We start from the raw sequence: 23,082 nt of genomic DNA on the forward strand, positions 1-23,082 counted from the left end.
TTGAAGAGTGGCTACGCGCGTGAAACGTATTATTTGATGTCGATGGCGATATTCTCAGTGTTTATTTTCGATAAAACCCTTTTATTAATGTTGTTATTATTTAATTGCCTGTAAAAAGGATATAGCTATAAACAGGCGATTGCGCAAATGTAGCGCCAGCGAATAAACGCAGAATGACAGTGATGATGGTGTGTGATGGCTTTTGTGTTAATTATCAATCGATTATTGTTGTTTTTTGACGATTCTACTCTGAGGTAAAGTGATTAATTTGCGTTAGGGGTATTGATTTTTTGATGCTGGCTTATTTTATTTATATAGTAACTTAACGGTAGCTTAACAGATGTTTAAGCTTCATTATATTAATTGAAGAATATGATATATTATCCATTAAATGATTTAATGGCGTAGTGGCGTGAAAAATATAATCTGCTAGCACTATTTTTATAATCATAATTGGCATGAATATGTATTAAAAATACGCATTATCTGTTGTGGGTATCACCACCCCTTTTCGCTGAAAAAAGTGCACCAGGTGATGAATAAAAAATCCAGGTCACGCGTTAACTGCATGAACACCCACTGTGCATTTATCCTGGAGCAGAACATGAAAACGTTGACCACGACTCGTTACCTGGCCGTTTCAGCACTGGTGCTTTTCCTGCAATCCCCACTTGCGCTGGCAATGGGTAATAATAGTACTGAGAGTAAAACACCTGATTGCCCGTCCGGGCAGGTATACGACAGCGTAAGCCAGAAATGTGTACCGGATAAAACCAGCAGTCTGAGCGATCAGGACAAGACCAACTATGCCTATCATCTGGCAAAAAAAGGGGAGTATCAGGCAGCATTGAACCTGCTCGATACCCTGAAAAACAGCAATACGGCAGAAGCCTGGAACTACCGGGGCTACGCGACGCGTAAGCTTGGCCGCACGGATGAAGGGATTGGCTATTACCAGCGTTCGCTTGCCCTGGAGCCTAACTACGCCAAAGCCCGTGAATACCTGGGCGAAGCCTGGATGGTAAAAGGTCGCCCCGATCTGGCAAAAGAACAGCTGAAAGTTATTGCCGGTATTTGTGGCCAGAACTGCGAAGAGTATCGCGATTTGCAGGCCGCCATTAACGGACATTCTGAGTCCTGAGCCCCGTGGGAGGAGCTAAAAATCACAACCAGTGACGTTCGCCAGCAGCTTGCAGCACACCTGACGCGCCTGTGGCGCTACGGGCTGGTGTTGTCGCGAAATCGTGATATTGCCGAAGAGTTGGTTCAGTCCACCTGCGTGCGTGCGCTCGAAAAGAGCGCGCAGTTTACGCCGGGTACGCGCATCGACAGGTGGCTGTTTTCGATTCTGCATTCAATATGGGTTTCCGATCTGCGTGCGCGTCGTGTCCGGCAGGGGCAGGGCTTTGTGGAAAGCGACGAACTGGAAGCGCCAGATACCCGCGAAAGCAATGATGACAGCCTGCGTTACCGGCAAATTATGCAGCGGGTGAATGCGCTGCCTGAGGCGCAACGGAATACCGTGTTTTTAGTTTATGTTGAAGGGTTTACCTATCAGGAGGCGGCGGACACGTTAGCGGTTCCTGTTGGCACGATCATGAGTCGTTTAGCCACCGCGCGCGCGACGCTGGTGAAGTCGTTTGACCTGCCGCCCACTGCAAAGGAGAAACGCTCTTGAAAACTACCCGTTTTACTCCCCCGTATCACGACGATGCCATTGTCACCTGGCTGGATGGCGAGATGCAGAGCGAGGATGCGCGCCAGTTTGAACAGTATCTGCAACGTGATGAACAGCTTGCCGGGCGCACGGCTGAATTGCGTAAAAGCCATCAGGATTATCAAAGCGCGTTTGCCCCGTTACTTAACGAAGCGCCGCTGGCCCGAATGCAGGAACGGCTGGAGGCACATCTGGCCGCCAATTCGCCGCCGCAGGTAAATGTCAGCCGCCGCGCATTAATTGCAGCATCGCTGAGCTTTTTGGTGCTGGGAACTGGCGTGGGGTATCTGGTGCGAACATCGTCGGGAGAGCGCGACGAGAGTGCGCAGATCCGCGATCTGGAAGCACAATATATGTCGCTTTACAGTACCGAAACGCTGGTGGACGCCGACAGTGCCGCGCCGGTGCTTCAACGTGGTCTGGCCCGCACCGCACAGGATCTGGGGCTACAGCTGGATGAACAGCAGCTGATGCTGCCGGGGGCAGAGCTGAAGATGGTGCGTATTTTACGTTACGAACGCACCTCGATTGCGCAGATTGCCTGGCTTCATCACGACTATGGCCCGATGGCGCTGTGTATTTCCGCCACGGACACGGGGGAGACAACGCCGGTTAAACAGGAAAAACGGCACAGCATGAACCTGGCATGGTGGAATCATCGCGGGCATCAGTATGTGCTGATTGGCCGAAACCCGGCCTCAGAACTCCAGGCAACGGCGCAGGCGCTACTGCGGGTGATTGGCTGACCCGGACAGTGGATGCGCCCCAATATTAATATCGATAGCAATGCGGTCGTCCACAACCATCGCGAAGCGATCCAGACCGAATGCCGAACGCGAGATAGCGGTAGTGGCATGGAGAGTCAGCGATGATGGCGATTGCTCTTCAAGTGTGACGTCCAGAATGACCGGACGACGTATCTCCCGCACGTCCAGAACGCCAAACACCCGAAAATGCCCCTTCTGGAGGATAACGACCCGGTCGCTGATAAACGCGATTGTCGGATAGCGCTCGGCGTCGAAAAACATATTACTTTTGAGCTGCCAGGTGAGAAGGCTGTTGGACGCCATCAGCGTCGCAACCGGGATCGTCACCTGGATCTGGTCATTAAATTCGTTATCAGGATCGAGAGTGACTCTGCCGGTGACGTCTTTCAGCCACGCCTGGGAAAGGATCCCACCAAATGCGCGCCACGACAGCACAATGCCTGTTTTCTGCTGGTCGATGTCATAACGAACGGGTGCCGCAAGCAGCATTGGGCTGAATAAAATAACAATCAACAGGGTGGCAAAACGCGTCATACAAGGCTCTCCATCATTCCGGTATAGTGTTAACGCCTGGAGCAGAGATTTTATTCGGCCCGCAACAACAAACCCGGCACAAAGAGGCCGGGTTTTCTGTCAGGCGATGTGGACGATATCGACGGAGATTTCGATCGCAGGAAGTGTTCCGCGATTCTCGAGCCAGTGCGTTGTGTCGTGATCTTCCGGCCATCCCACGCCGGGGCCGTAATCGGTGGCAATACCGTTTCGGTGATCGGTGATGGTGCCCTGTAAAATGTAGACCGTGCCTGGACGGTCGATATGGTTATGCACAGGCCCGAAAACGCCGCCCGGCGCGATGGTGACCCTGCGCATACGTAACTGACGACCTTCCATGCCAGCAATTTCAGGACCCAGATCAACACTCGTCAACAGCTCGACCGTGACACCGCAGGTTTCTGGTGCCACTTCTTCAATATTCATGTGCGTGTACCTCTCTTCAGGGGATGAAGAATGTGCGGTCTTTACGCTTCAATATTAGCGGTTTCAGGTGGAATGAAAGGGGAAAAGGGTGGGGAAATAAAAAAGGCCGCTCTCGCGACCTTTTCGGACATTATTCAGTGACTTTCTTTTCCAGCTCGGCTGCGCCTTCTTTGGTTTTGTTCCAGCCTTTTTCAGCCCCTTCTTTGGTTGCATCCCAACCTTTTTCGGTGCCTTCTTTGGTTTTATGCCAGGCTTTCTGGGAGTCTTCACTCACCTTACTGGAGAAGTTCTCGCTCTTACCTTCAGCGGCATGTTGCTTTTTCAGCTTAAGCTCTTCGCCTTTGTTCTGCTCTTCGTGCAGCTTTTGCTTCGCGTCGTTGGCATTAGCCGTAGCGGCAGCAACGGTATCGTCGGTGGCATGTGTGGTCGCGGCAAAAACAGGAGAAGCCAGCAGAACGGCAGATAATGCAATAATTGTTTTTTTCATCATTCATCCTCAATTAACATTTTCGTATTATGAGCGTGATTAAGAATGGCATGATGAATGCGGGGAAGGCTTTAGGAAAAAACTGTAAATGGTCAGCGACTTCCCGCGCATTATATTTCAGGGTCTGATTACCCGAGTGTTAAATAACCCATTTCGACCAGCGCTGAGAGCGTCAGGAGAATGAACAGTACAACAACTATTGGCCTGTACATTGTTGATATCCGTCCATATTGATATTTTCGTCTGTGACGAACTCCTCATGCCCCAGCAGCCACTCCTCTTTTAACCAGTCGGTCAGTTGGCTGGAGAATGAAATAATATCGCCGGTCTCGACATCTTTTATACAATATTTACCCAGTACAACCTGGGCGCGTTTATCCCGTATTTTGTGAACTTTTTGCCCCTTTTTGAGGAACACGTTGTTCAGCCGTTTCATGGCCGCAGAGGTCGATACCGCGTACGTTTTCAGCATCGTGTTAGCCTCTTTTTTCGCCGCCGGTAGCAGGATGCGTATCGAGCGTTATCTCATCCAGATACTTGTTGTATAAGGTATTAAATTCCTCTCTTACCTCTGCCGGCATATTCCCCGTCAGAGCGTCTACTGAATGTGTGTGGGTGGTTGCATCCATCATTGCAAACGATTGCGCTATAAAATCAAGGCTTTGAAGTGTAATTTCCATTTTATTCTCTACCCGGTTCCATTATTTATCAGATAAGAATTTTCCCAACATCAGTGATTTTCCACTTGCCGCGCTAAAGAACCTTGATATAAATCAACATAGCTTTTCAGGTTTTTATTATTTATTAATTAAAATATGCTGTTATTTCAGCTGGTGATTATTTCGTTGAGTGATTTGTGTTGTGGTACAGGTATGGCGAGGGAGTGGGCAATACGACACAGGCAGTGTATTTCTGACACTGCCTGCGGGGAACAGCCTTACTTCTTGCTGGCGGATTAAAGCCCGAACGTCTCTTCCAGCTCTCGCATGTCGTTCATGCTTACGCCTTCCGGCTCGAAGCCGCTTGCAAGACACATTAAGTGCAGCTTGGCGCCTTTGTTGGCGACATCGACAAAATCAAAGGCCTGCAACGCATCAATACCGGTGGCAACAGCGCCGTGTTTTTCCCAGATGGCCACATCGTGATGACGCAGCTGCGTGGTTGTGCCATCCGCCATTACCTGACTGCCTGGCATACAGTAAGGGACGATGCCGATACCGCGCGGAACGAAGGCGCGAACTTCAGGGAGCATCTGCCAGCAGGCCTGGGTGTAGGCTTTGCTGTCATGGGCATATTTTGGATGGTGAGAAAGGGCGATAAGCTCAAGTGGATGCGTGTGCACCACGCAGCGGTCAGGGCGACCAGCGCGCTGTTTATCCATGATAATTTCGACATGAGAGATAAATTCGCTGGTGGGTTTGTAATCAGACTGACCGCGACCGCCCCACAGCAGGTGATAACCTTGTGCTTTGTCATCAATACGCAGCACACAACCCGCGAGCGTAGGGTCGCGCAGTTCGCGAATACGTTCCCCGGTTCCCTTCACGAAGAAAATATGGCCTGCACTGTCGGCCGGGAAGGCGCTGCTGCCCCCAACCATTGACAGTGGGCAGTGCGGGAACTGGTCAAGATTGAAGGGTACTTCACCGAAGATATCCGTCAAATCTACCGAGATGTTGCCACCATTACGCTCTGCCCATTCTCGTTGCCACAGGTAGGCGGAGACTTCGATCACTTTTTCTATTTCAGCACGAACGGCCGCGTTCAATTCAACGTTACGCATGACTACCTCTACTGCACCCGAGAGGGTGTTAGTGTTGTGTTATGGACAACTATATAGAGATGGTCGTCATGCCGCCTTTGGCTGTTTGCCATAAATGGCGGAGGGTTGGCAGAAATTTAAAGACGTTGGGGGGGCAGGTGCGTGGGATACCTGCGAAGATGTTGAAGAGATAAATTTCATCTACACCAGCGGCGATATAATTAAGTGTTGAATGGTTTACAGTAATAGTGACCGCTGCGTGAGTTAAGCTGAGGGAATAATGATGCAACGCACCTTTTCGGCATTCTGGATGGCCCTGTTTTTATTCATCGCGCCGCTTCATGCGGAGCCTGGCGTCTATGGTGAACAGCGCATCAGCGGCTGGTGGAATGCGCTGACGGATGATATTTCGCAAACCTGGGAGCAGCCTCAACGTTACGATCTCTACCTGCCATTTTTGAGCTGGCACGCCCGCTTTATGTACGACAAAGAAAAAACGGACAAATACAATGAAATGCCGTGGGGCGGCGGGCTGGGCGTCTCCCGCTATAACGAAGAGGGCAACTGGAGCGCGCTTTTCGCGATGATGTTCAAAGACTCGCACAACGAATGGCAGCCCGCGATGGGCTATGGCTGGGAGAAGGGCTGGTATCTGGATAATGCCAAAGACTTCCGGCTTGGACTCGGTGCCGCTGCGGGGATCACGGCGCGCGATGATTTTGCGAACTATGTGCCTCTGCCGTTTATCTTCCCGCTGTTCTCTGCCGGATATAAGCGCGTTACCGTCCAGTTCACCTATATTCCCGGGACCTATAACAACGGTAACGTGCTCTTTGCCTGGTTGCGCTTAGGCTTTTAAAGGGTGATCACCTTTTTTGCTACGGCGTTAGAAAGCACCAGCATGGAGAACAGCACCGAGGTGACGAAAGTGAGCACGATCAGGGTCAGCTTCATACCGAGAGATGTCACCGGGAACAGCGCCGTCAGCAGGTGAAACACCGAGTAGTGCACAATGTACACGCCGGTCATCGTTTTGCTGATGGCGGCCAGAATGGATTCTTTCAATTCTGCATTGCGGCGAAAGTGCACGCCGTTCGCCGCGATAACCAGCGCAATGATCAGAATGTAGATTTGCGAGCCGGTGAGAATAAAGGCGTTTCTGTCAGCCTTGAACAGAGCAAAAAAGAAGTGGCGCTCGTAAAACCAGGTGAAGAGATAAATAAACGGGATGGCGATAACCGCGGCCCTGACCACATTCCTGCGGCTTATCCACTCGGCGATGTTGGGATCGCAGAAAAGCTGCCCCGTCAGGTAAAACAGTAACCACGTCCACAGGCGGTACTGTGGCGAAAGGGAAAAGACGTGGACGTTCGGATAGAGCGCTGAAAGCAAATCATACCCGTAGGAGAAGAGAAGCAGGCTGGCAATCACGCCGCAGAACAGCGCGCGCCGCTGGCTGAGCCACTCCACCGCCGGATGGAAGGTGTAAATCACGACAAACGCAAACACGAACCACGGCTGGATTAAATACCCGCGCTGATACGGTTCCCACAGGTAGTAGATCGTTATCCAGAACAGAAAGACAATCACCAGGCTTTTAATCTTGCCCAACTGCCAGCGGGTGCCGTGCCGGGACTGGCCGTCGAGATAGCCCGCGACCACAAAAAACAGCGGCGTGGCGATGGTCGAGATAAAGGTTAAAAACCCCAGGATCCAGTGATAGTCATAATCATAATGATCCCAGGTATTGTAGATGGTGAAGAAGGTGACTGCCGTCATACAGCCCAGCGTCTTGATAATGTTCAGGCCTGTCGCATTCATTGTTGTTCCGCTTTGTCCTTACGATGGAAGCACGCATAAATCACGGGAAGTACCAGCAGCGTCAGGATTGTAGCAAACCCAAGTCCGAACATAATCACAACGGCCATGCTCTGGAAGAAAACATCCAGCAGCAGCGGCGCCAGCCCCAGAACGGTGGTAAATGCGGTGAGCAAGATGGGGCGCAGGCGCGAGGTGGCGGCATAAACGATCGCTTCGTGCTGATCTTTATGCGCTTTCTGCTGCTCGATCTCTTCCACCAGTACAATGCCGTTGCGGATCAGCATCCCGCTCAGGCTTAGCAGACCAATCAACGCCATAAAGCCAAACGGAATACCGGTTACCAAGAATCCCGGCGTGACGCCAATCAGCGCCAGCGGCACGGTCAGCCAGATGGCGACGGCGTTTTTCACCGAGCTGAACATCAAAACGGTGATGACAAACATCACCAGGAACCCGATCGGCAGCGTGGTGAAGAGCCCCTGCTGTGCTTCGCTGGAGTTTTCTGCATCACCTCCCCACTCGATGCTGTAGCCGTGGGGCAGGGTGAGGGCGTCAATCTGTGGTTTCACCCGGGCGAGAATGTCGCCTGATGTTTGCTGGCTAAGCGGATCGGGGTCGGTCATAACCGTCAGCACCCGCGAGCGGTCGCGGCGCAGAATAAGCGGATCTTCCCACTCCAGTGAAAAGCGGCTGACGACGTTACTCAGCGGGATATACTGCTGTCGGGTCTGGCTCCAGACCAGCACGTTGTTCAGGTGATTGGCGTCCAGTCGTTCGCTTTCCGGCGGGCGTACCACGACCGGGAGCAGGTCGCTGCCTTCCCGATACAGCCCCGCACGACTGCCGGAAAAATTCATCTCCAGCGCGTTGTCGACGTCCTGCTTATCCACGCCAAGCTCGCGCCCCAGCGCGGCGACATACTGCGGGCGAATCACCTTGCTGCGGTTTTGCCAGTCGTTTCTTACGCTTGCTGTGGCCGGGTCGCGCGCCAGAATATCGTCCACCTGGCTGGCAATCAGGCGTAGTCGGTCAGGATCGGGGCCCTTGATGCGCACCTCAATGGCGCTGTCGCCGGAGGGGCCAAACATCACACGTTTGGTACTGGCGTTGACCTGCGGGTAGTTTCGGGCGATGTACTCATCGACGTGGCGTGTCAGTGCGGAGATGTTGCGCTGGTCATCCATGCGCACCATGATCTGCGCGTAGTTGCTGTACTGCCGCTGTCCGCTGTAGGTCAAAATAAACCGCATACTGCCCTGGCCAATGGTTGAGACGGTGGTTTCTACGCCCGGCTGGCCGTTAATGGTTTTCTCGATATCGCTGGTCATTTTCTCAGTCCACTTGATATCGGTACCGTAGGGTAACCAGAGGTCGACAAAGAAAATCGGCGTATTTGACGACGGGAAAAAGTTTTGCCGCACGGCGCCGAAACCCCAGACTGACGCGGCCAGCAACGCCGCCATCACGATGAGCGTCGGTGCTTTCCAGTGCAGCAGCGTATTAAGCAGGCGCTGGTAAAGGCGGTAGAGGCGTTTGTCGTAAGGGTCTGACTCGTTACTTTTTTCTGGTGTGCTGTCGGTTTTAAACAGCCACCACTTGATTAGCACTGGCGTGATGGTGAGCGCCGAGAACCAGCTCAGCATCAGGGAAATCAGCAGTACCTGGAACAGGGATTTACAGTATTCCCCGGTAGAATCCTGTGACAGCCCGATAGGCGCAAACGCCAGGATGGCGATCACCGTCGCCCCCAGCAGCGGCAGGGCGGAGCGACGGATGATGTAGTTAATGGCGGTCAACAGCGGGGAGCCCTGCTGACGCGCAATCAGCACCCCTTCAACAATCACGATGGCGTTATCCACCAGCATACTGAGGGCGATAATCAGGGCGCCGAGCGAGATGCGCTGCAGTTCAATGCCCCACAGATACATGATAAGCAGCGTGCCGAGCACGTTAAGCGCGAGGGAAAAGGCGATGATGATCCCGCTGCGCACGCCCATAAAGATCAGCAGCACGCCGATGACAATCGCCAGCGCCATCAGGAAGTTAATGATAAAACCGTTAACAGAGTGGCCCACTTCGGCGGCCTGATCGTAGAACAGGTCGATGTGTATCCCTGCCGGTTTTTCCGCCGACATCTGGTTTAGCTTCGCCTCCAGTGCGTGGCCCACGTCGATCACGTTCACGCCGGGAATAAACGAGACGCCCATGGTGACGGCTTTTCTGCCGTTGGCATGATAGATACTGGCGGGCGATTCGTTCAGCCCGCGCGATAGCGTGGCGATATCCCGCAGCCGCGTCGCCGCCCCGGTGCCGGAAGGGGTGATGATGAGATCCGCCAGCTCGTCAAGATTTTCGAACTCACCGGTCGGATGCAGGCGAATGGATTCTGTTCCGGAGCTGATTTCTCCGGCGCTGGAAACGACGTTAAGCCTGCTGAGCAGGGCGGAAAGCTGGTTCAGCGTAATGCCGCGCGCGGCCATTTTAGTCAGGGAGATATCGATGTTGACCTGCTGGCTGATGGCCCCACCGATGGCAACCTTACCGACGCCGGGGACCAGAATCAGTTCGCGACGCAGCTGTTCGGCATATCTCACCAGTTCAGGATTACTGAATTCATCCCCGGAAATCGCGAAGAAAAAGCCGAACACGTCGCCGAAATCATCATTCACGAAGGGCGTAACGACGCCGGGCGGGAACTGACGCGAAGCATCGCCCACGCGACGGCGCAGTTCGTCCCAGATTTGCGGCAGTTCGTTCGAATGATAGCGTGAGGCAATGTTCACGGTGATTTGCGACAGACCGTTTGAAGAGATGGAGCTGACATTGTCCAGATAAGGCAACTGCTGAAGGGCATTCTCCAGCGGCAGCGTAACCTCCTCTTCAACCTGCTGAGCAGAGGCGCCGGGATAGTGGGTGATGACCACGGCAGTTTTGATGGTAAAGGCGGGATCTTCCAGTCTGCCGATGTTGAGCAGGGCGAAAATGCCCCCCACACCCAGCAGCAGGATCGTCAGCCAGACGCGAATGGGGTTATTGATAAACTGACGAGAGATATCCATTACAGTCCCCGTTCACGCGTCCAGATACGCACCGGCTGGTTAGCATGAAGCTCACCAACACCTGCAGCCACCACGCGCTCACCGGCCTTAAGCCCGCTGGTGATCACCACACCTTCTGCGGTCACTTGCCCCACGCTGACCTTGCGGTCTTCAAGATGGAGTGCGTCACCTTCCCCGGCCACCACCCAGACGTGCGGTTCATTGCGTGGGCTGTTGTCCGGGTTAAAGACCGCTTCAACCGGTATGACCAGCGCCTGAGCGCCCGCGCCAGCCGGGAGGTTGGTTAAATTGATAGTCACCGTACCGCTTACGCCTCCCACGGCGGGAAAATCATCCGGGCGCGGCATGGTGAGTATCACCTGCCAGGTCAGGGTGTTGCTGTCGCTGCTGCCCGAATGCTCTTTGTAGACAGCGGTAAACTCCCGATCCGGGAAGGCGTTAATTCTCACCACGGGACGATACTGCGCGTTACGGATATCAAAGGTTTTGAACAGGTTCTCAGGAATACTAAACACCACGTCCAGCAGGTCGGTGCGGGTCAGGGTCGCAATGGGCTGACCGGCAGACACCACCTGATGGTTTCGCACATGCACGCTGGCCGCCGTTCCGCTGAAGGGGGCGACGAGCGTCATCTGATTCAGCTCTTCACGGGCAATCTGCAACGACGCATTCGCCGAATCGCGGTTCGCGCGCTGCACGTCCATTTCGGCTTTCGAAATCGCCTGGCGACCTGCCAGCGTCTGGAAGCGATCGAATTGCCTCTGGGCCAGCGTCGCGGCCGTTTGTCTGTCGTTAACACGCTGCTGGGCTTCACGGGCATTCAGTCTGGCAAGCTGTTGCCCCTGTTTGATGGTTGCGCCCTGACGTATATCGAGCGCTTCAATTTGACCTGCGCGCTTGAAGGAAAGGTCTGTTGCATCACCCGATTCTATGCGGGCGGGGAAAACACGCTGCTGGGCATGACCGGGGACGGTCACCTCCGCCACTTTTACCATTCGCGGCAGGGGAGAAGCTTGCTCGTGTTTCGGGTCGCACGCCGTGAGCGTTAACATAATGAATGGTAAAAGAGAGAGGTAGCGGTTCACTGTATTCCCCTAATAAATAACTGTTTTATTTATTCCGTAGCAAGGGCAGGGGGTGACACTATTCTGCCAGAACAGTGACAACCATATAGGTAAATAGGCCAATTGCCGTGCTGGCAATAATGGCAAGTGCGATAAACAAACCAAGACGGAAAAGGCTTAAACCGTACATTCATTCCTCCATGCGCCGTAAGGAGCGTCTTTCTATGAGCATAGTTGGAGAAAAGACAAATGTTAATTAACCAATATCAGTGGGTAAGCGTTTAACCTGATATTCCTGTGCTACGTTTAATATCATTCATCTCTTTTTCCCGTTGCTGGCATTAAGGGTAACCCCCTGCATTTAATGCGTTTTATTGCTTCTCTCACTACCGTGTTGGTTATAAAAAGGATGCTCGATATGTATAAAAATATTCTGGTTCCGGTGGATGTTTACGAGACTGGCCTGGCGGATAAAGCGTTGCACCATGCACAGTTTCTGGCGCAAAGCGCGTCGGGTGACATTCATTTGCTGCACGTCATGCCCAGGTTTTCAGCCGAACTGACGCGTGGTTTTATTTCAGATGCGCGCAAGATGGATGAATATATGATTAATAATTCGAAAGAAAAACTGTCTGACCTGGTCAAAAAACTGAATCTGCCAGAAGAACGTATTCATCTCCATGTCCGTAGCGGGAATGTTCGCGATGAGGTTATTAAGCTTGCGGATGAACTTGCTGCCGGGGCAATTATTATCGGTTCTCGAAACCCCAATATTCAAACCCATCTGTTAGGGTCAGAGGCGGCAAGTATTGTGCGTTACGCACATGTTCCTGTTTTCGTTATTCGTTAATGACATGAAAGCAAGGTGATTTCTGAAAAGAACCTGAGGAAGGAACGATGAAAACAGGAAAACCTGAACGACCTTATTATCAACAAACTGTTGACGACACCCTGGCGAATATCAACTCCACCGCGGAGGGGCTGAGCAGCACTGAGGCATCGGCCCGACTCCAGCAGTATGGTGAGAATGCGTTACCGCAGAAAAAGGGCAAGCCCGCATGGCTGCGCTTCCTGGCCCATTTTAACGATGTGCTGATTTACGTTCTGCTGGTGGCTGCGCTACTCAAGCTCTTTATGGGCCAGTGGGTAGATATGTTTGTCATCCTCGGGGTGGCCATCATTAACGCGCTGATTGGCCATATTCAGGAGAGCAATGCAGAAAAATCGCTGCAAAGTATTCGCAATATGCTCTCCAGCGAAGCCGTGGTGGTGCGACAAGGTAATCATGAAACGATCCCCACCACGGCGTTGGTCCCGGGCGACATCGTAGTGATCCGCGCCGGGGATCGTATTCCTGCGGATTTGCGTGTGATTGAAGCGCATAACCTTCGCGTGGAGGAGGCCATTCTGACCGGCGAATCCACCGTTGTTGAGAAAAACAGCGATGCGTTAAGCGGGGAACTGCCTTTAGGTGACCGGTATAACTTGCTCTATTCCGGCACCACCGTAAGCTCCGGCGGCGGGAAAGGCGTGGTGGTGGCGACCGGGGGCGAAACCGAGCTTGGCCATATCAACCAGATGATGTCCGATATCGAAAAACACCGTACGCCGCTGATGGTGCAGATGGATAAGCTCGGTAAGACCATCTTCATCACTATCCTGGTGATGATGGTGGCGCTGTTTGTCTTCAGTCTTCTGTTCCGGGATATGCCGGTTTCCGAGCTGGTGCTGTCGCTCATCAGCCTCGCCGTTGCCGCGGTGCCGGAAGGCCTGCCGGCCATCATTTCCATCATTCTTTCTCTCGGCGTACAGGCCATGGCGCGTCGCAAGGCCATCATTCGTAAGCTGCCTACGGTGGAAACGCTGGGCGCGATGACGGTCATCTGCTCGGATAAAACCGGCACCCTGACCATGAATGAAATGACGGTCAAAGCGGTGATTACCGCTGACACAACTTATCGCGTGGAGGGCGACAGTTACGAACCGGTGGGGAATATTCACCCCGTTGATGACCCGACGCCCGTCAGCGTAACGCAGGGGTCGTTACTGGAACGCTATCTGCGCACCATTGACCTCTGTAACGACAGTCAGTTGATCAAAGACGAGCAGGGGCTGTGGAAAATCACCGGGGGGCCGACCGAGGGCGCGCTGAAGGTGCTGGCGGCGAAAATCCCGATTCCACCGCTCGATACCGAAATGCGCAGTAAAATCCCGTTTGATTCGCAGTATAAATACATGTCCACGTTGTACCGTCTTGGCGATGAAGAGGTGATTCTGATTACCGGCGCGCCGGACGTCCTGTTCCGCCTCTGTCAGTTCCAGCAGACGAATGACGGACTGCAGCCGTTTGATCTTCCTTACTGGGAAGGGAAGATTGAAGAGTATGCCCGTGAGGGGCTGCGCATGGTGGCTGCGGCCTGGAAACCCGCCCGCGACGGTCAACGAGAGCTGGATCATCCGGATTTGCAGGATGGGGTGATCCTGCTTGGGGTTGCCGGAATGATGGATCCGCCGCGTCCGGAGGCCATTACCGCCATTGCCGACTGCCTGCAGGCGGGGATCCGCGTGAAGATGATCACCGGCGACCACCCGCAAACGGCAATGAGCATTGGGCAAATGTTGGGGATTGGTAACGCCGCTAGCGCCATCACCGGACGTGAGCTGGAGGCGATGGACGATCGTCAGCTGAGCGACGCCGCGCAGCGGTACGATATTTTTGCCCGAACCAGCCCGGAGGATAAATTCCGCCTTGTGCAGGCCCTGCAAAGTAAACAGGAAGTGGTGGGCATGACCGGGGATGGCGTCAATGATGCCCCGGCGCTCAAGCGGGCGGACGTGGGTATCGCCATGGGGATTAAGGGGACGGAAGTCACCAAGGAAGCCGCCGACATGGTGTTAACGGATGACAACTTTGCCACCATTGCCCGTGCGGTACATGAGGGACGGCGGGTTTACGATAACCTGAAAAAGACCATTCTGTTCGTTATCCCCAGTAACATCGCACAGGCTCTGCTGATCATTATTGCGCTGCTGGCGGGGAACCTGATCCCGCTGACGCCGGTCCTGATCCTGTGGATGAACATGGCGACGTCGGCAACACTGTCGTTTGGCCTGGCGTTTGAAGCAGGCGAGAAGGACATCATGACCCGCCCACCGCGCAAGGCGAATCTCCACGTCATGGACGGCTATGCCATCTGGCGCGTGGTGTTTGTCGGTCTGCTGATTGCCATCAGCGCCTTCGTGCTGGAAGCCTGGCTACAGCCCCGCGGTTACTCAGCTGAGTTTATCCGTACCGTGCTGCTGCAAACCCTGGTGACCGCGCAGTGGTTCTACATGCTTAACTGCCGCGTGAATGACGGCTTCTCACTGAGTAAAGGCCTGCTGGAGAATAAAGGGATTTGGATCGTGAGCGGCGTACTGTTAGCGCTACAGCTTCTTATCATTTACGCACCGTTCATGCAGATGCTGTTTGGCACTGAAGCGCTGCCGTTCCGGTATTGGGTTATAACGTTCAGTATTGGATTCGTTCTGTTTTTGATTGTTGAAATGGAAAAACAATTAACGAAACGATGGAGAGTTGTAGAACGCTAAAACGTATATCACCACGCAGGTGGATGTAAAACATTACATCCACCTGCTATCACAAACGACTTTAAAGTTCTTTGAAATGTAAAACGTTTTCTCTTTAAGAGCCTAATCATGAATGCTAAATATGAGAATAAAATCAAACCAGATATACGTCATTATTTATGCGGGGCGGCATGTATCGCGACATTCACTTGTCAGGCAGATGACATAAATCTTTATTCGTTAAATACAGGGTCTTATGTTTACCATTTAACGCATAATCATGGGCAATATACAGAGCATTTTGACAACAAATTTATATCGGTAGAACGAAAATTTTCAGAACAATCAGAATATAGTTATATTCTCGGTACGATGAATAATAGCTTTAATGACAGATGCTTAGCGGCTGGCGTCAGAAAAGATTGGGCGTATCTTGGCGATGGACTGGTTTTTAAGGGGATATATGGGTATGTAGGTGAGTTTTTCTTTGATGCCTTTAGCGATTGTGGTGACCATGGTTCTTATCATGATTTTAAAAAAGTGACTGGAGTTGGTTTTTCACCTTATATTTATCATGGGTTTCAGTATAATTTCACATCATATTTTGGTATGGATGTTGGTTTAATAATACCTTCGGTGTTTGTTATTACTGTACAGTGGAGCTTTAGATAAAATTTTTAGAAAATGCTCTCAGCAGTATGCTTATTTGGCATAAAGTTATGTTGTCTTCTAAAAGCGCCAATTCCCCCGCATAGCTCCCCCTCGGTTCCGAAGGGAGATAACCTACTGATTCATCTTAGCGGAATTCGTTCTGATACTGTTCTGATCATTACATATGCCTGTAGGACTACCGCGTAGTAATTTCGTTACTTTATGCCATGCTAAATGTCAGATTAATTGATCTATTTCGACGAAGAAATTTTCCTCTGAATGGCTGAAAGGTTCGGATTTAATGCGTTGACTTCAGACTTTGCGGGACAAATTGAGGGCACAAAAAAGCCCGCAGGGCTTGCGCCATGCGGGCTCTTAGGACTTCATCGGATGACTCTGGTAATCACCGATGGAGAATTTTGGGCTGGCGTCCCTGTGCTTTATATCTTAATAATATGATTTTTATTGTTATTTTTGTGCCTTGATTCATTAAGGGTTCAATAAAGGGTCCTAAGAAACGTCAGCACAGATTTTACTTATTCCAGAGCCAAAATCTTAGATACTACTAACGTTGAGGAGTTGAACTCACGAAACATAGCCTTTCTGTTCCGGAGGCTATTTCCCATATGCAAGATCTTACCTCTAACTTAGTCCTCTCAAAGTGCTAAACAAGAATTATAAAGGGGGATGGTACGGAATTAAATCATAAATAACTTATCTAATTGATAATTAAGTATTTATTAAAAAATCTTACATGGGCCAAAAAAATAGCATTTTTTGCAAAAGTCCTCCTAAGCCTATGCTGGCTTGCTTTCAAAACACCCTTCATAAATCTGACTAAAAAAGCACCATCTCTTGAACAATTCGTGCTTTTTGATAGTTGATCGCCATAAGCGATCTGAGGATACTGCATCCATCAAAACAACAATGGAGAAATGTATGACAGAAAGAAAAAGATTTATCCGTATGCCTGAAGTGTTGGAAAGAACCGGATTTTGTAAAGCTTGGATTTATCGATTGATTAGTCGTGGTCAATTCCCTGCACCTATAAAACTAGGTGATCGAGCAATAAGGTTCGTAGAAAGCGAAGTCGATGAATGGATCGACCAAATGATTTACGCATCTCGTAATAAAGCAGCATGATAATGTTTTTATAAATGAAGTTAGGAGGCTATAAGTAATAAAAATATAGACCTGTGTTTAAAAATAACGATCCCTTTAATAATAATACATGAAAGTGTAGGGGGATATTTACTTAAAAAATAAATAAGGAAAAAAAGATGAAAAAAGAAAATAAACATGCAAGTCAAACTTCAGCGGATTTAGCTGCATTACTGGAATATTCTCGTTTTACGAAGAGAACTCTAACAAAGCCTTCCAGCGAAGTTTTTGATTTATTTACTGATAAATATTATATGGAAACAGTTTATGATGACATTCTTAAAAAAACAAAGAAGAGTATTGATAAAAGCCAACATAAGTATATTGATTTTGAAAAAGTTAGAATGGATATAATGTGCATGCACACACAAGTTATTATGATTTCCTATATGTAAAATAAGGCAGCTCGATTTGATTTGTGGGCGTTTAGGGCCATTTATGAAAAATGAGTTCATATCAAACTAAAGGTCAGATATATATCTGGCCTTCATTTATTTCAGAATCAATAATGATTGTGTAAAATATTTTTATATTTCTATTGACTAATTAGATAGAAGATCTATAAAAAGAAAAGATACAAAAAAAGCCAGATGTTAAATCTGACTTTTAAAGGACTTAAAAAGTTTTCGCTGACTTTTTTAAGTCTTGTAATCAGTTATACGAGAACGTGATTACAAATATAAATAAAGTATTATCTAATCAACTTATATTTGTCAAATCTAAATCCCAGCTTTTTACAAGTCTTTTAAATACCCTTTCCAGAATCCTTTTTAATCCTCAAAAGCAATAACGTTAAAACCTGTTGTATCAGGTATAAGAATACGAAGGTCCCTCAAGTGATGGTGAATCTTATAGTTATTGCGACAGCGGTTAACCGGGAGCGATGTTGTCAGCCTGAATCGCCTTACCTAAAATTTATAAAGCGTTATAGCTTCTTTAGTAAAACGAGAAGTGCTTAAAAGATCATGGTAGGGTTTGCGCGGGTCGCGGGGGGGAGTATCAGATTGGAAACGGTCTGAATACTTTTTGAGTAATCAAAGCGCAATGAGCATTCTTTTTTCCTTTCTCTATCTCTTTAGCGATTTTCATTTTTCGCACGGGGGGAGGGGGGGGAATGCTCCAAGAAAAACTAAGTTTTCCTAACGGAAAACTACTACGACTGAAAGTCGCCATCTAAAACCCGAAAACTTTAAAATTTAAATTTCTAGTACTACTGTACGAAAAATATTAAAATGTTATTTCTTATATGATAAAGTTAATTAAAGTTATTTTTTAAGGATTCAAAGATGGCAGGAAAAAGACAGCATTTTATCCCTAGATTCTTACAGCGTGGATTTTCATTAGAGAAAGAAGGAAAGTTTTTTTCTTGCTTATGTAAAAAAGAGTTTATAAAAGAAAATATAGTAATTGAAAATATTGGTTTGGAAAATAAATTTTATACTCTCGATGGCGATTCGTCAATTGATGACAAAATAACTGAAAAGGAAACTTATATTTATTCAAAAATCGTCCGTGAGTTAGTTAATGGTACATTTAACATGGATGATATAGGAAGTTTGTCTGACTTTGTCTTTCATATGGAAATCAGAACTAAAAATTTACGTTCTAACTTTACCAGTACTGCATCTCATCTAATAGACCAGATGCGAATAAGGCTTTTAAGCAAAGATGCTTTGTCTAGATATTTAAATAAAAATGTCATTTCTGATCCATCAAAATTTGATAGGTTGATTAATAGACAGCTTAATGAGTTAAATGTTCCACAAGTTTTGCACCCACATATTAAGGGTGTTTTGATTAATAACGTTCATGCTTGGCTTCCCGACATAGCAAATAAACTTTCATTGCAACTTATTCCTTTATTCGAAAATATGGTTTTATCCGGTATTCCTGAGGCCGCTAAAAAAGGACATTTAAAAGGACTTGAGTTGGATGAAAGTTTGAAAATTGAAGAGTATAAGAAGCTAACTTATAAAGTAATAAGTGTTGAGCAATCATTGATATTAGGGGATTGTCTCGTGATTTTTGAAGTTGATGGGGATCGTAGATTTAAACCATTCCATGAAAAAGATGATGATTTAAAAGCAGTATATATGCCAATTAATTCACATTCTATATTGTATGGCGCAAAATATCTTGATGACAACCCAAATATTGAAAATATAAACGATATAATAGCACAATGTTCAACTGATTTTTTTATTTGCAAGGAGCCTATTCATAATATGAATGAACTTCAAAAAATGATTGGTGTTAATTCTTATCTTTTGTCTGATGAATTTATTGATGAAATGTTGAGTGATTTAATTGGTGATGATATTTTGTTAAGTCATTAAAAAGTATAAAATTGATGTTTAATTTATAATGTATCCATAGAGCCATATAAATATAAAAAGCGATATTTATCATAAAATTAAAAATACGTCATTCTAAATTTTACTTCAAAATAATGATCGATAAAAAAGATCAATATATAGATATTGATAGTTTTTATCTATTGATGTGGCCTTATCGATCGGCATTTAATTGGTTTTGACGATCGATTAATTGATTATGATAGTTTTAATCTATTGTATGTTTTTTTTCGATCGGTACAAACGATATGACGAACTATGAAAATAATTGAATTCTAAGATGTTTACAGGCCAAGCGGTGGTCTGTGTCTCATCAGTGAAGGAAAAGGTATGCGTAAACTTATGATGGTGGCAGGTTTGGTGACGCTATTGTCTGGTTGTGGTGATGATGGCATCTATGGCAGCTACGTTAATCAGCAATACGGTGTCAGGCTTGATGTTCAGAAAGATGTGATCAAGTTCAGAAATGGCGTTTTTACTGTTAAAAGCTGGGATGAAAGCAAGAAACCCATCTATATAGCCAAAACGCAAAACAAAGATCTTGGCTCTTGGACTTTTAAAATCGAAAAGGTCAAAGATGGCGTCGTTTACCAAGGTGCGGTTTTTAAGAAGGATTAAGTGATGGAACAAAATATTATTCAGTGTCCTTTTTGTTATAAAGAAAGTCAAAAAGGTGTTCATGTATGCACCGGATGTCAGGCATCCGTGCTATATGGAACATATCCCGGTTGGTATGCGGCGGTGATCATCCTGATAGCTTTTGGTCTGTCAGCGCTCATTGGAATGTCTGCAGGTATGGCAGGAGCTACTATAAGCTTACCAATAATAGCTATTGTCGGTTTTGTCGTGGGTAAAGCTATTTTCTCAGATAACATTATATTCAGAAGAAGAATGTAAGTCAGTCTTGTCTGTCAGGGTGATGCTCCACTACGTGAAACATCACCCATATAAATTTTATCTCCTCCCCTATGTCATCAAGCACTAAATCGGAACCCACTTTGTGGGACCCCACGATTTAGCACTTGACGATTTGACCCTTACGCACAGCTACCGATCAAGACAATATATTATTTACCCTATATTTTACTTGCATTTTATTCGTCGTGCAGTGTATTTATTTATGTAGCCGCTATTGACTAGATATTATTATCGGTTATTTATTTAAATATAGGTGTAGTTCAGCTTTGTTCTTTCGTTTTTTCGGAAACTGAGGCAAGGTGTAATAGCGTATCCGCTATTTTACCCAATCCTATCGGATTGCCTTGTCTCGTTTCACTCGCAAGGTTGAAAAAGATCTACCCTTCCGCCTGATCACCCTATCAAGGGTTGGCGATAAACCATAGTTAGTTTTACATTGGATATTATAAATATAGGAGAAATAAATATGATGTTTATGTCTGTAGTAATGGTAATACTTTGTATTATGTTAGGCGGTTTTATGATTAGAAGCTGTACAGGAAAAACTAACTCTTCAAGCGAAGCAAAACAAGCAATATCAGATGTTAAAAAAATAATAGATAAAAAAGCACTGATCAAATATAAGAGGAGTAATAAGATATGACTGAAGATGACATAGAAAAACAAATGAGTTTAAAAATGAAGTTTGAGTTATTAGCAAGGTTTTTTTATTACATAGAACAAGACAAAGACATACCTTTTAGTGAAATAAATAGTGATGAAAGAAGGCTATGTTATTTCGTGTCTCATAGATATATACAAGAAAATAAAGCTGATGACCTTCTAAAATCGTTGATTGATGAAAATGATGAAGACTATATAAAAGCAATAAGAGATTATATGTTTACAGGTGGATAATAAAATATGGATACAGACAGAAAAAGAGGTCGTATAGAATTAAATCACGAAGAACGCAGAGATATATCTATACAGTTCAGAGTAAACAAAGCAGAGTTTGAATATTTAAAATCATTAGTGGAAGCATCAGGGCTTGAAAGAGGTTATTACATTAGAAAAGAGATTTTAAACTCTGAACCCGTTGTTAAAAGAAAGATGCCAAAAGTTAATCAAAAAACATATATGCAGCTTTCAGCGATAGGTAATAATATAAATCAGGCTGTTAAAAAGTTAAATGGCAATGAGTATTTTGATAAAAATGAAGTTGATAAGCTTAACTTTAATATAAAACAAGTCAGCAGAAGAATAATAGAAGTGAATAAGGATTTGGATTATATATGAAAGGAAACGTAGCCAAGACGGGCAAGTCTTTTAAAAATAGGGTTGATTATATATTAAAAGATGATCACAGCTTTATTTGTAGCAATATGTCAGCAGATAAAAATAACGTTAGTGATTTAACTGATGAGTTTAAAGCTGTAAGCAGTTTTAGACCTGATATAAATAAACCAACTTTTCATGCGTTTTTATCTCTTCCAAAAGATGAGATGCTCACAGATGAACAATGGCAAGAGATAGCAAAAGACTATTTGAGAGAAATGAATATCGATATAGACAAACATCAATATATTTGTGTGCGTCATAAAGATACTGATAAAGACCATATCCATATAGTAGCGAATCGCGTCGGCCTTGATGGTTCTGTATGGCACGGTCAGCACTCAGCATTTAATACAATAGCAGCTTGTGAACGTTTAGAAGTAAAGCACGGCTTAACCATTACACAGGGGCTTAAAGGTCAAAAATCAGACGTGTCAGCACCAACCAAGAACGAGATCGAGCAAGCTCTTCGTACAGGTGAAAAACCAGCTCGTATCGTGCTACAGAACGCCTTACAGGCGGCTATGACAGGAAAACCTCACTTAGAGACGTTCGTAGAACGTCTGCAGGCCGTAGGCATTGAACCAAGGTTCAATGTTGCCAGAACTGGCAACGTGGCGGGGGTTTCATTCAGTGTAAATGACATAGCGTTTAAGGGATCTTCTTTAGGCAAAAAATTTAGCTGGAACACTATTAAAAAAAAGGTGAAATATGACAAAAATAGAGATGATGAACTCGTTAGAAGTTTCTCAGCAAGAAAAGATGATGAACCAAATAGTATTGAACGATCACTTATTGAACCAAATATCAATGACAGTAGAGCCACTGACCGAATCGATGATGATATTATCAGAATCAGTCAGCACAGCATTGAATCAGACACAGCAGACACTAACAAGGCTGAACAACTCGTTAGAAACAACAACAACAGCTTTAAACTCAGCGAAAAATATATTAGACCAACAAGCCCTAAAGTTAGAAGAACAACACAAAAAGCTGCACAAATACTCAACAGAGTTAAAAAACAATACAATAAAGAATCAATCAAAACTTATACTAAAAGTAGCCTCAATAGTTGGAGTCCTAAATTTAGCAGCGGTTCTATCAGTAGGATACTTGATCATGCAGAAACAGCCAACGCAGCCACAAATAAATTTAGACGCAAGAGCGGTAGCCGTTTCAATAGCAGAGCAACTAAGATCGAAGAGATAAGAGAAAGGTTCAATATAAAAAAACCTTTGATACAGGCAAAAAATAAAGAAAAACCAATTGAAGAAGATATAAAGAAAAAGCCATCTTCTATGGTTGATTATGAAAATAGATTTAAACATAAGTTAAAAGAAAGCCTTAAAAAAGAACAGATGAAATTATATGTTGAAGAGGTAAGTAAAATAGAGAACAACCGATTTAAGACAAAATAAAAGAGGCGTCAAACCTCTTTTATAATGTCGCATTG

24 protein-coding genes are annotated in these 23,082 nt (G+C 46.8%); 15 read left to right on the plus strand and 9 right to left on the minus strand.

Features of this window, described 5'->3' with window-relative positions; translation table 11 throughout:
* The first annotated feature begins 604 nt into the window (after positions 1-604).
* From ACS603_RS08085 to ACS603_RS08095, 3 genes are read left to right on the plus strand one after another with little or no spacing between them, the layout of a single operon-like run.
* On the plus strand, positions 605-1,141 hold the full coding sequence (locus ACS603_RS08085; RefSeq protein WP_315686540.1) for a tetratricopeptide repeat protein: 537 nt from the start codon (positions 605-607) through the stop codon (positions 1,139-1,141).
* A 60-nt stretch (positions 1,142-1,201) separates the two neighbouring features.
* Positions 1,202-1,678, plus strand: coding sequence for a sigma-70 family RNA polymerase sigma factor (locus ACS603_RS08090; protein WP_259349699.1), 477 nt, complete (start codon positions 1,202-1,204; stop codon positions 1,676-1,678).
* Entirely contained in the window at positions 1,675-2,463 is a 789-nt protein-coding gene (locus ACS603_RS08095; RefSeq protein ID WP_474944081.1) for an anti-sigma factor family protein, read from the plus strand. The genes ACS603_RS08090 and ACS603_RS08095 overlap by 4 nt, the downstream gene beginning before the upstream one ends.
* Here ACS603_RS08095 and ACS603_RS08100 read toward each other — a convergent pair.
* The 6 genes from ACS603_RS08100 to rhaD all read right to left on the minus strand — a co-directional run bounded on the left by ACS603_RS08100 (position 2,443) and on the right by rhaD (position 5,732).
* Positions 2,443-3,018, minus strand: coding sequence for a YceI family protein (locus ACS603_RS08100; protein ID WP_182062146.1), 576 nt, complete (start codon positions 3,016-3,018; stop codon positions 2,443-2,445). The two genes, ACS603_RS08095 and ACS603_RS08100, sit on opposite strands and share 21 nt — an antisense overlap.
* A 99-nt stretch (positions 3,019-3,117) precedes the next feature.
* Positions 3,118-3,462: a cupin domain-containing protein gene (locus ACS603_RS08105; protein ID WP_182062145.1), complete on the minus strand. Its 345-nt coding sequence runs from the start codon at positions 3,460-3,462 to the stop codon at positions 3,118-3,120.
* Between the two features lie 130 nt (positions 3,463-3,592).
* Complete coding sequence (locus tag ACS603_RS08110) at positions 3,593-3,949, minus strand: hypothetical protein (protein WP_182062144.1); 357 nt, start codon at positions 3,947-3,949, stop codon at positions 3,593-3,595.
* A 196-nt stretch (positions 3,950-4,145) separates the two neighbouring features.
* A complete protein-coding gene (locus tag ACS603_RS08115) occupies positions 4,146-4,421 on the minus strand; it encodes a hypothetical protein (protein ID WP_182062143.1) in 276 nt (91 codons plus the stop codon).
* 4 nt (positions 4,422-4,425) lie between these two features.
* Entirely contained in the window at positions 4,426-4,629 is a 204-nt protein-coding gene (locus ACS603_RS08120; RefSeq protein ID WP_182062142.1) for a hypothetical protein, read from the minus strand.
* Between the two features lie 275 nt (positions 4,630-4,904).
* Positions 4,905-5,732: a rhamnulose-1-phosphate aldolase gene (gene rhaD, locus ACS603_RS08125; protein WP_014071428.1), complete on the minus strand. Its 828-nt coding sequence runs from the start codon at positions 5,730-5,732 to the stop codon at positions 4,905-4,907.
* Positions 5,733-5,994: 262 nt separating this feature from the next.
* Between rhaD and pagP the strand changes: the two genes are divergently transcribed.
* Entirely contained in the window at positions 5,995-6,570 is a 576-nt protein-coding gene (gene pagP, locus ACS603_RS08130; RefSeq protein WP_182063453.1) for a lipid IV(A) palmitoyltransferase PagP, read from the plus strand.
* On the opposite strand, the gene ACS603_RS08135 is transcribed toward pagP, so the two are convergent.
* Genes ACS603_RS08135 through ACS603_RS08145 form a run of 3 tightly spaced genes read right to left on the minus strand, consistent with a single transcriptional unit; the run spans position 6,567 to position 11,676 of the window.
* Positions 6,567-7,532, minus strand: a complete 966-nt coding sequence (locus ACS603_RS08135; RefSeq protein ID WP_182062141.1) for an acyltransferase — start codon at positions 7,530-7,532, stop codon at positions 6,567-6,569. The two genes, pagP and ACS603_RS08135, sit on opposite strands and share 4 nt — an antisense overlap.
* Entirely contained in the window at positions 7,529-10,591 is a 3,063-nt protein-coding gene (locus ACS603_RS08140) for an efflux RND transporter permease subunit (RefSeq protein WP_474944082.1), read from the minus strand. The genes ACS603_RS08135 and ACS603_RS08140 overlap by 4 nt, the downstream gene beginning before the upstream one ends.
* Positions 10,591-11,676, minus strand: coding sequence for an efflux RND transporter periplasmic adaptor subunit (locus tag ACS603_RS08145; protein ID WP_182062139.1), 1,086 nt, complete (start codon positions 11,674-11,676; stop codon positions 10,591-10,593). Before ACS603_RS08145 ends, ACS603_RS08140 begins: the two co-directional genes overlap by 1 nt.
* A 397-nt stretch (positions 11,677-12,073) precedes the next feature.
* On the opposite strand from ACS603_RS08145, the gene ACS603_RS08150 reads away from it, so the two are divergent.
* The 11 genes from ACS603_RS08150 (at position 12,074) to ACS603_RS08200 (ending at position 23,047) form a co-directional block, all read left to right on the plus strand.
* Positions 12,074-12,505: a universal stress protein gene (locus ACS603_RS08150; RefSeq protein WP_474944091.1), complete on the plus strand. Its 432-nt coding sequence runs from the start codon at positions 12,074-12,076 to the stop codon at positions 12,503-12,505.
* 47 nt (positions 12,506-12,552) lie between these two features.
* Positions 12,553-15,246 carry a cation-transporting P-type ATPase gene (locus tag ACS603_RS08155; RefSeq protein WP_474944083.1) on the plus strand — a complete coding sequence of 898 codons (2,694 nt, stop codon included), beginning with the start codon at positions 12,553-12,555 and terminating at the stop codon, positions 15,244-15,246.
* Between the two features lie 108 nt (positions 15,247-15,354).
* Positions 15,355-15,897, plus strand: coding sequence for a hypothetical protein (locus ACS603_RS08160; protein WP_315686532.1), 543 nt, complete (start codon positions 15,355-15,357; stop codon positions 15,895-15,897).
* Between the two features lie 918 nt (positions 15,898-16,815).
* A complete protein-coding gene (locus ACS603_RS08165; protein ID WP_044695395.1) occupies positions 16,816-17,019 on the plus strand; it encodes a helix-turn-helix transcriptional regulator in 204 nt (67 codons plus the stop codon).
* Positions 17,020-17,156: 137 nt separating this feature from the next.
* Positions 17,157-17,432: a hypothetical protein gene (locus ACS603_RS08170; protein ID WP_046687682.1), complete on the plus strand. Its 276-nt coding sequence runs from the start codon at positions 17,157-17,159 to the stop codon at positions 17,430-17,432.
* Positions 17,433-18,323: 891 nt separating this feature from the next.
* Entirely contained in the window at positions 18,324-19,373 is a 1,050-nt protein-coding gene (locus ACS603_RS08175; RefSeq protein WP_058802867.1) for a DUF4238 domain-containing protein, read from the plus strand.
* 348 nt (positions 19,374-19,721) lie between these two features.
* Positions 19,722-20,009, plus strand: coding sequence for a hypothetical protein (locus ACS603_RS08180; RefSeq protein ID WP_058675797.1), 288 nt, complete (start codon positions 19,722-19,724; stop codon positions 20,007-20,009).
* Between the two features lie 3 nt (positions 20,010-20,012).
* Positions 20,013-20,288 carry a hypothetical protein gene (locus tag ACS603_RS08185; RefSeq protein ID WP_474944084.1) on the plus strand — a complete coding sequence of 92 codons (276 nt, stop codon included), beginning with the start codon at positions 20,013-20,015 and terminating at the stop codon, positions 20,286-20,288.
* Between the two features lie 660 nt (positions 20,289-20,948).
* Positions 20,949-21,206, plus strand: a complete 258-nt coding sequence (locus ACS603_RS08190; RefSeq protein ID WP_049242237.1) for a hypothetical protein — start codon at positions 20,949-20,951, stop codon at positions 21,204-21,206.
* 6 nt (positions 21,207-21,212) lie between these two features.
* Complete coding sequence (locus ACS603_RS08195) at positions 21,213-21,587, plus strand: plasmid mobilization protein (RefSeq protein WP_058675799.1); 375 nt, start codon at positions 21,213-21,215, stop codon at positions 21,585-21,587.
* Positions 21,584-23,047 carry a relaxase/mobilization nuclease domain-containing protein gene (locus tag ACS603_RS08200; protein WP_474944085.1) on the plus strand — a complete coding sequence of 488 codons (1,464 nt, stop codon included), beginning with the start codon at positions 21,584-21,586 and terminating at the stop codon, positions 23,045-23,047. The genes ACS603_RS08195 and ACS603_RS08200 overlap by 4 nt, the downstream gene beginning before the upstream one ends.
* The last annotated feature ends 35 nt before the right edge of the window (positions 23,048-23,082 follow it).

Source organism: Enterobacter sp. Li2LvB3 (genome assembly GCF_056156645.1).

Coding starts and splice junctions, on each gene's coding strand:
- ACS603_RS08085 (WP_315686540.1), top strand. CDS start 605: ATGAAAACGTTGACCACGACTCGTTACCTGGCCGTTTCAGCACTGGTG.
- ACS603_RS08100 (WP_182062146.1), bottom strand. CDS start 3,018: ATGACGCGTTTTGCCACCCTGTTGATTGTTATTTTATTCAGCCCAATG.
- ACS603_RS08105 (WP_182062145.1), bottom strand. CDS start 3,462: ATGAATATTGAAGAAGTGGCACCAGAAACCTGCGGTGTCACGGTCGAG.
- ACS603_RS08110 (WP_182062144.1), bottom strand. CDS start 3,949: ATGAAAAAAACAATTATTGCATTATCTGCCGTTCTGCTGGCTTCTCCT.
- ACS603_RS08115 (WP_182062143.1), bottom strand. CDS start 4,421: ATGCTGAAAACGTACGCGGTATCGACCTCTGCGGCCATGAAACGGCTG.
- ACS603_RS08120 (WP_182062142.1), bottom strand. CDS start 4,629: ATGGAAATTACACTTCAAAGCCTTGATTTTATAGCGCAATCGTTTGCA.
- rhaD (WP_014071428.1), bottom strand. CDS start 5,732: ATGCGTAACGTTGAATTGAACGCGGCCGTTCGTGCTGAAATAGAAAAA.
- pagP (WP_182063453.1), top strand. CDS start 5,995: ATGCAACGCACCTTTTCGGCATTCTGGATGGCCCTGTTTTTATTCATC.
- ACS603_RS08135 (WP_182062141.1), bottom strand. CDS start 7,532: ATGAATGCGACAGGCCTGAACATTATCAAGACGCTGGGCTGTATGACG.
- ACS603_RS08140 (WP_474944082.1), bottom strand. CDS start 10,591: ATGGATATCTCTCGTCAGTTTATCAATAACCCCATTCGCGTCTGGCTG.
- ACS603_RS08150 (WP_474944091.1), top strand. CDS start 12,074: ATGTATAAAAATATTCTGGTTCCGGTGGATGTTTACGAGACTGGCCTG.
- ACS603_RS08155 (WP_474944083.1), top strand. CDS start 12,553: ATGAAAACAGGAAAACCTGAACGACCTTATTATCAACAAACTGTTGAC.
- ACS603_RS08160 (WP_315686532.1), top strand. CDS start 15,355: ATGAATGCTAAATATGAGAATAAAATCAAACCAGATATACGTCATTAT.
- ACS603_RS08165 (WP_044695395.1), top strand. CDS start 16,816: ATGACAGAAAGAAAAAGATTTATCCGTATGCCTGAAGTGTTGGAAAGA.
- ACS603_RS08170 (WP_046687682.1), top strand. CDS start 17,157: ATGAAAAAAGAAAATAAACATGCAAGTCAAACTTCAGCGGATTTAGCT.
- ACS603_RS08175 (WP_058802867.1), top strand. CDS start 18,324: ATGGCAGGAAAAAGACAGCATTTTATCCCTAGATTCTTACAGCGTGGA.
- ACS603_RS08180 (WP_058675797.1), top strand. CDS start 19,722: ATGCGTAAACTTATGATGGTGGCAGGTTTGGTGACGCTATTGTCTGGT.
- ACS603_RS08185 (WP_474944084.1), top strand. CDS start 20,013: ATGGAACAAAATATTATTCAGTGTCCTTTTTGTTATAAAGAAAGTCAA.
- ACS603_RS08190 (WP_049242237.1), top strand. CDS start 20,949: ATGACTGAAGATGACATAGAAAAACAAATGAGTTTAAAAATGAAGTTT.
- ACS603_RS08195 (WP_058675799.1), top strand. CDS start 21,213: ATGGATACAGACAGAAAAAGAGGTCGTATAGAATTAAATCACGAAGAA.
- ACS603_RS08200 (WP_474944085.1), top strand. CDS start 21,584: ATGAAAGGAAACGTAGCCAAGACGGGCAAGTCTTTTAAAAATAGGGTT.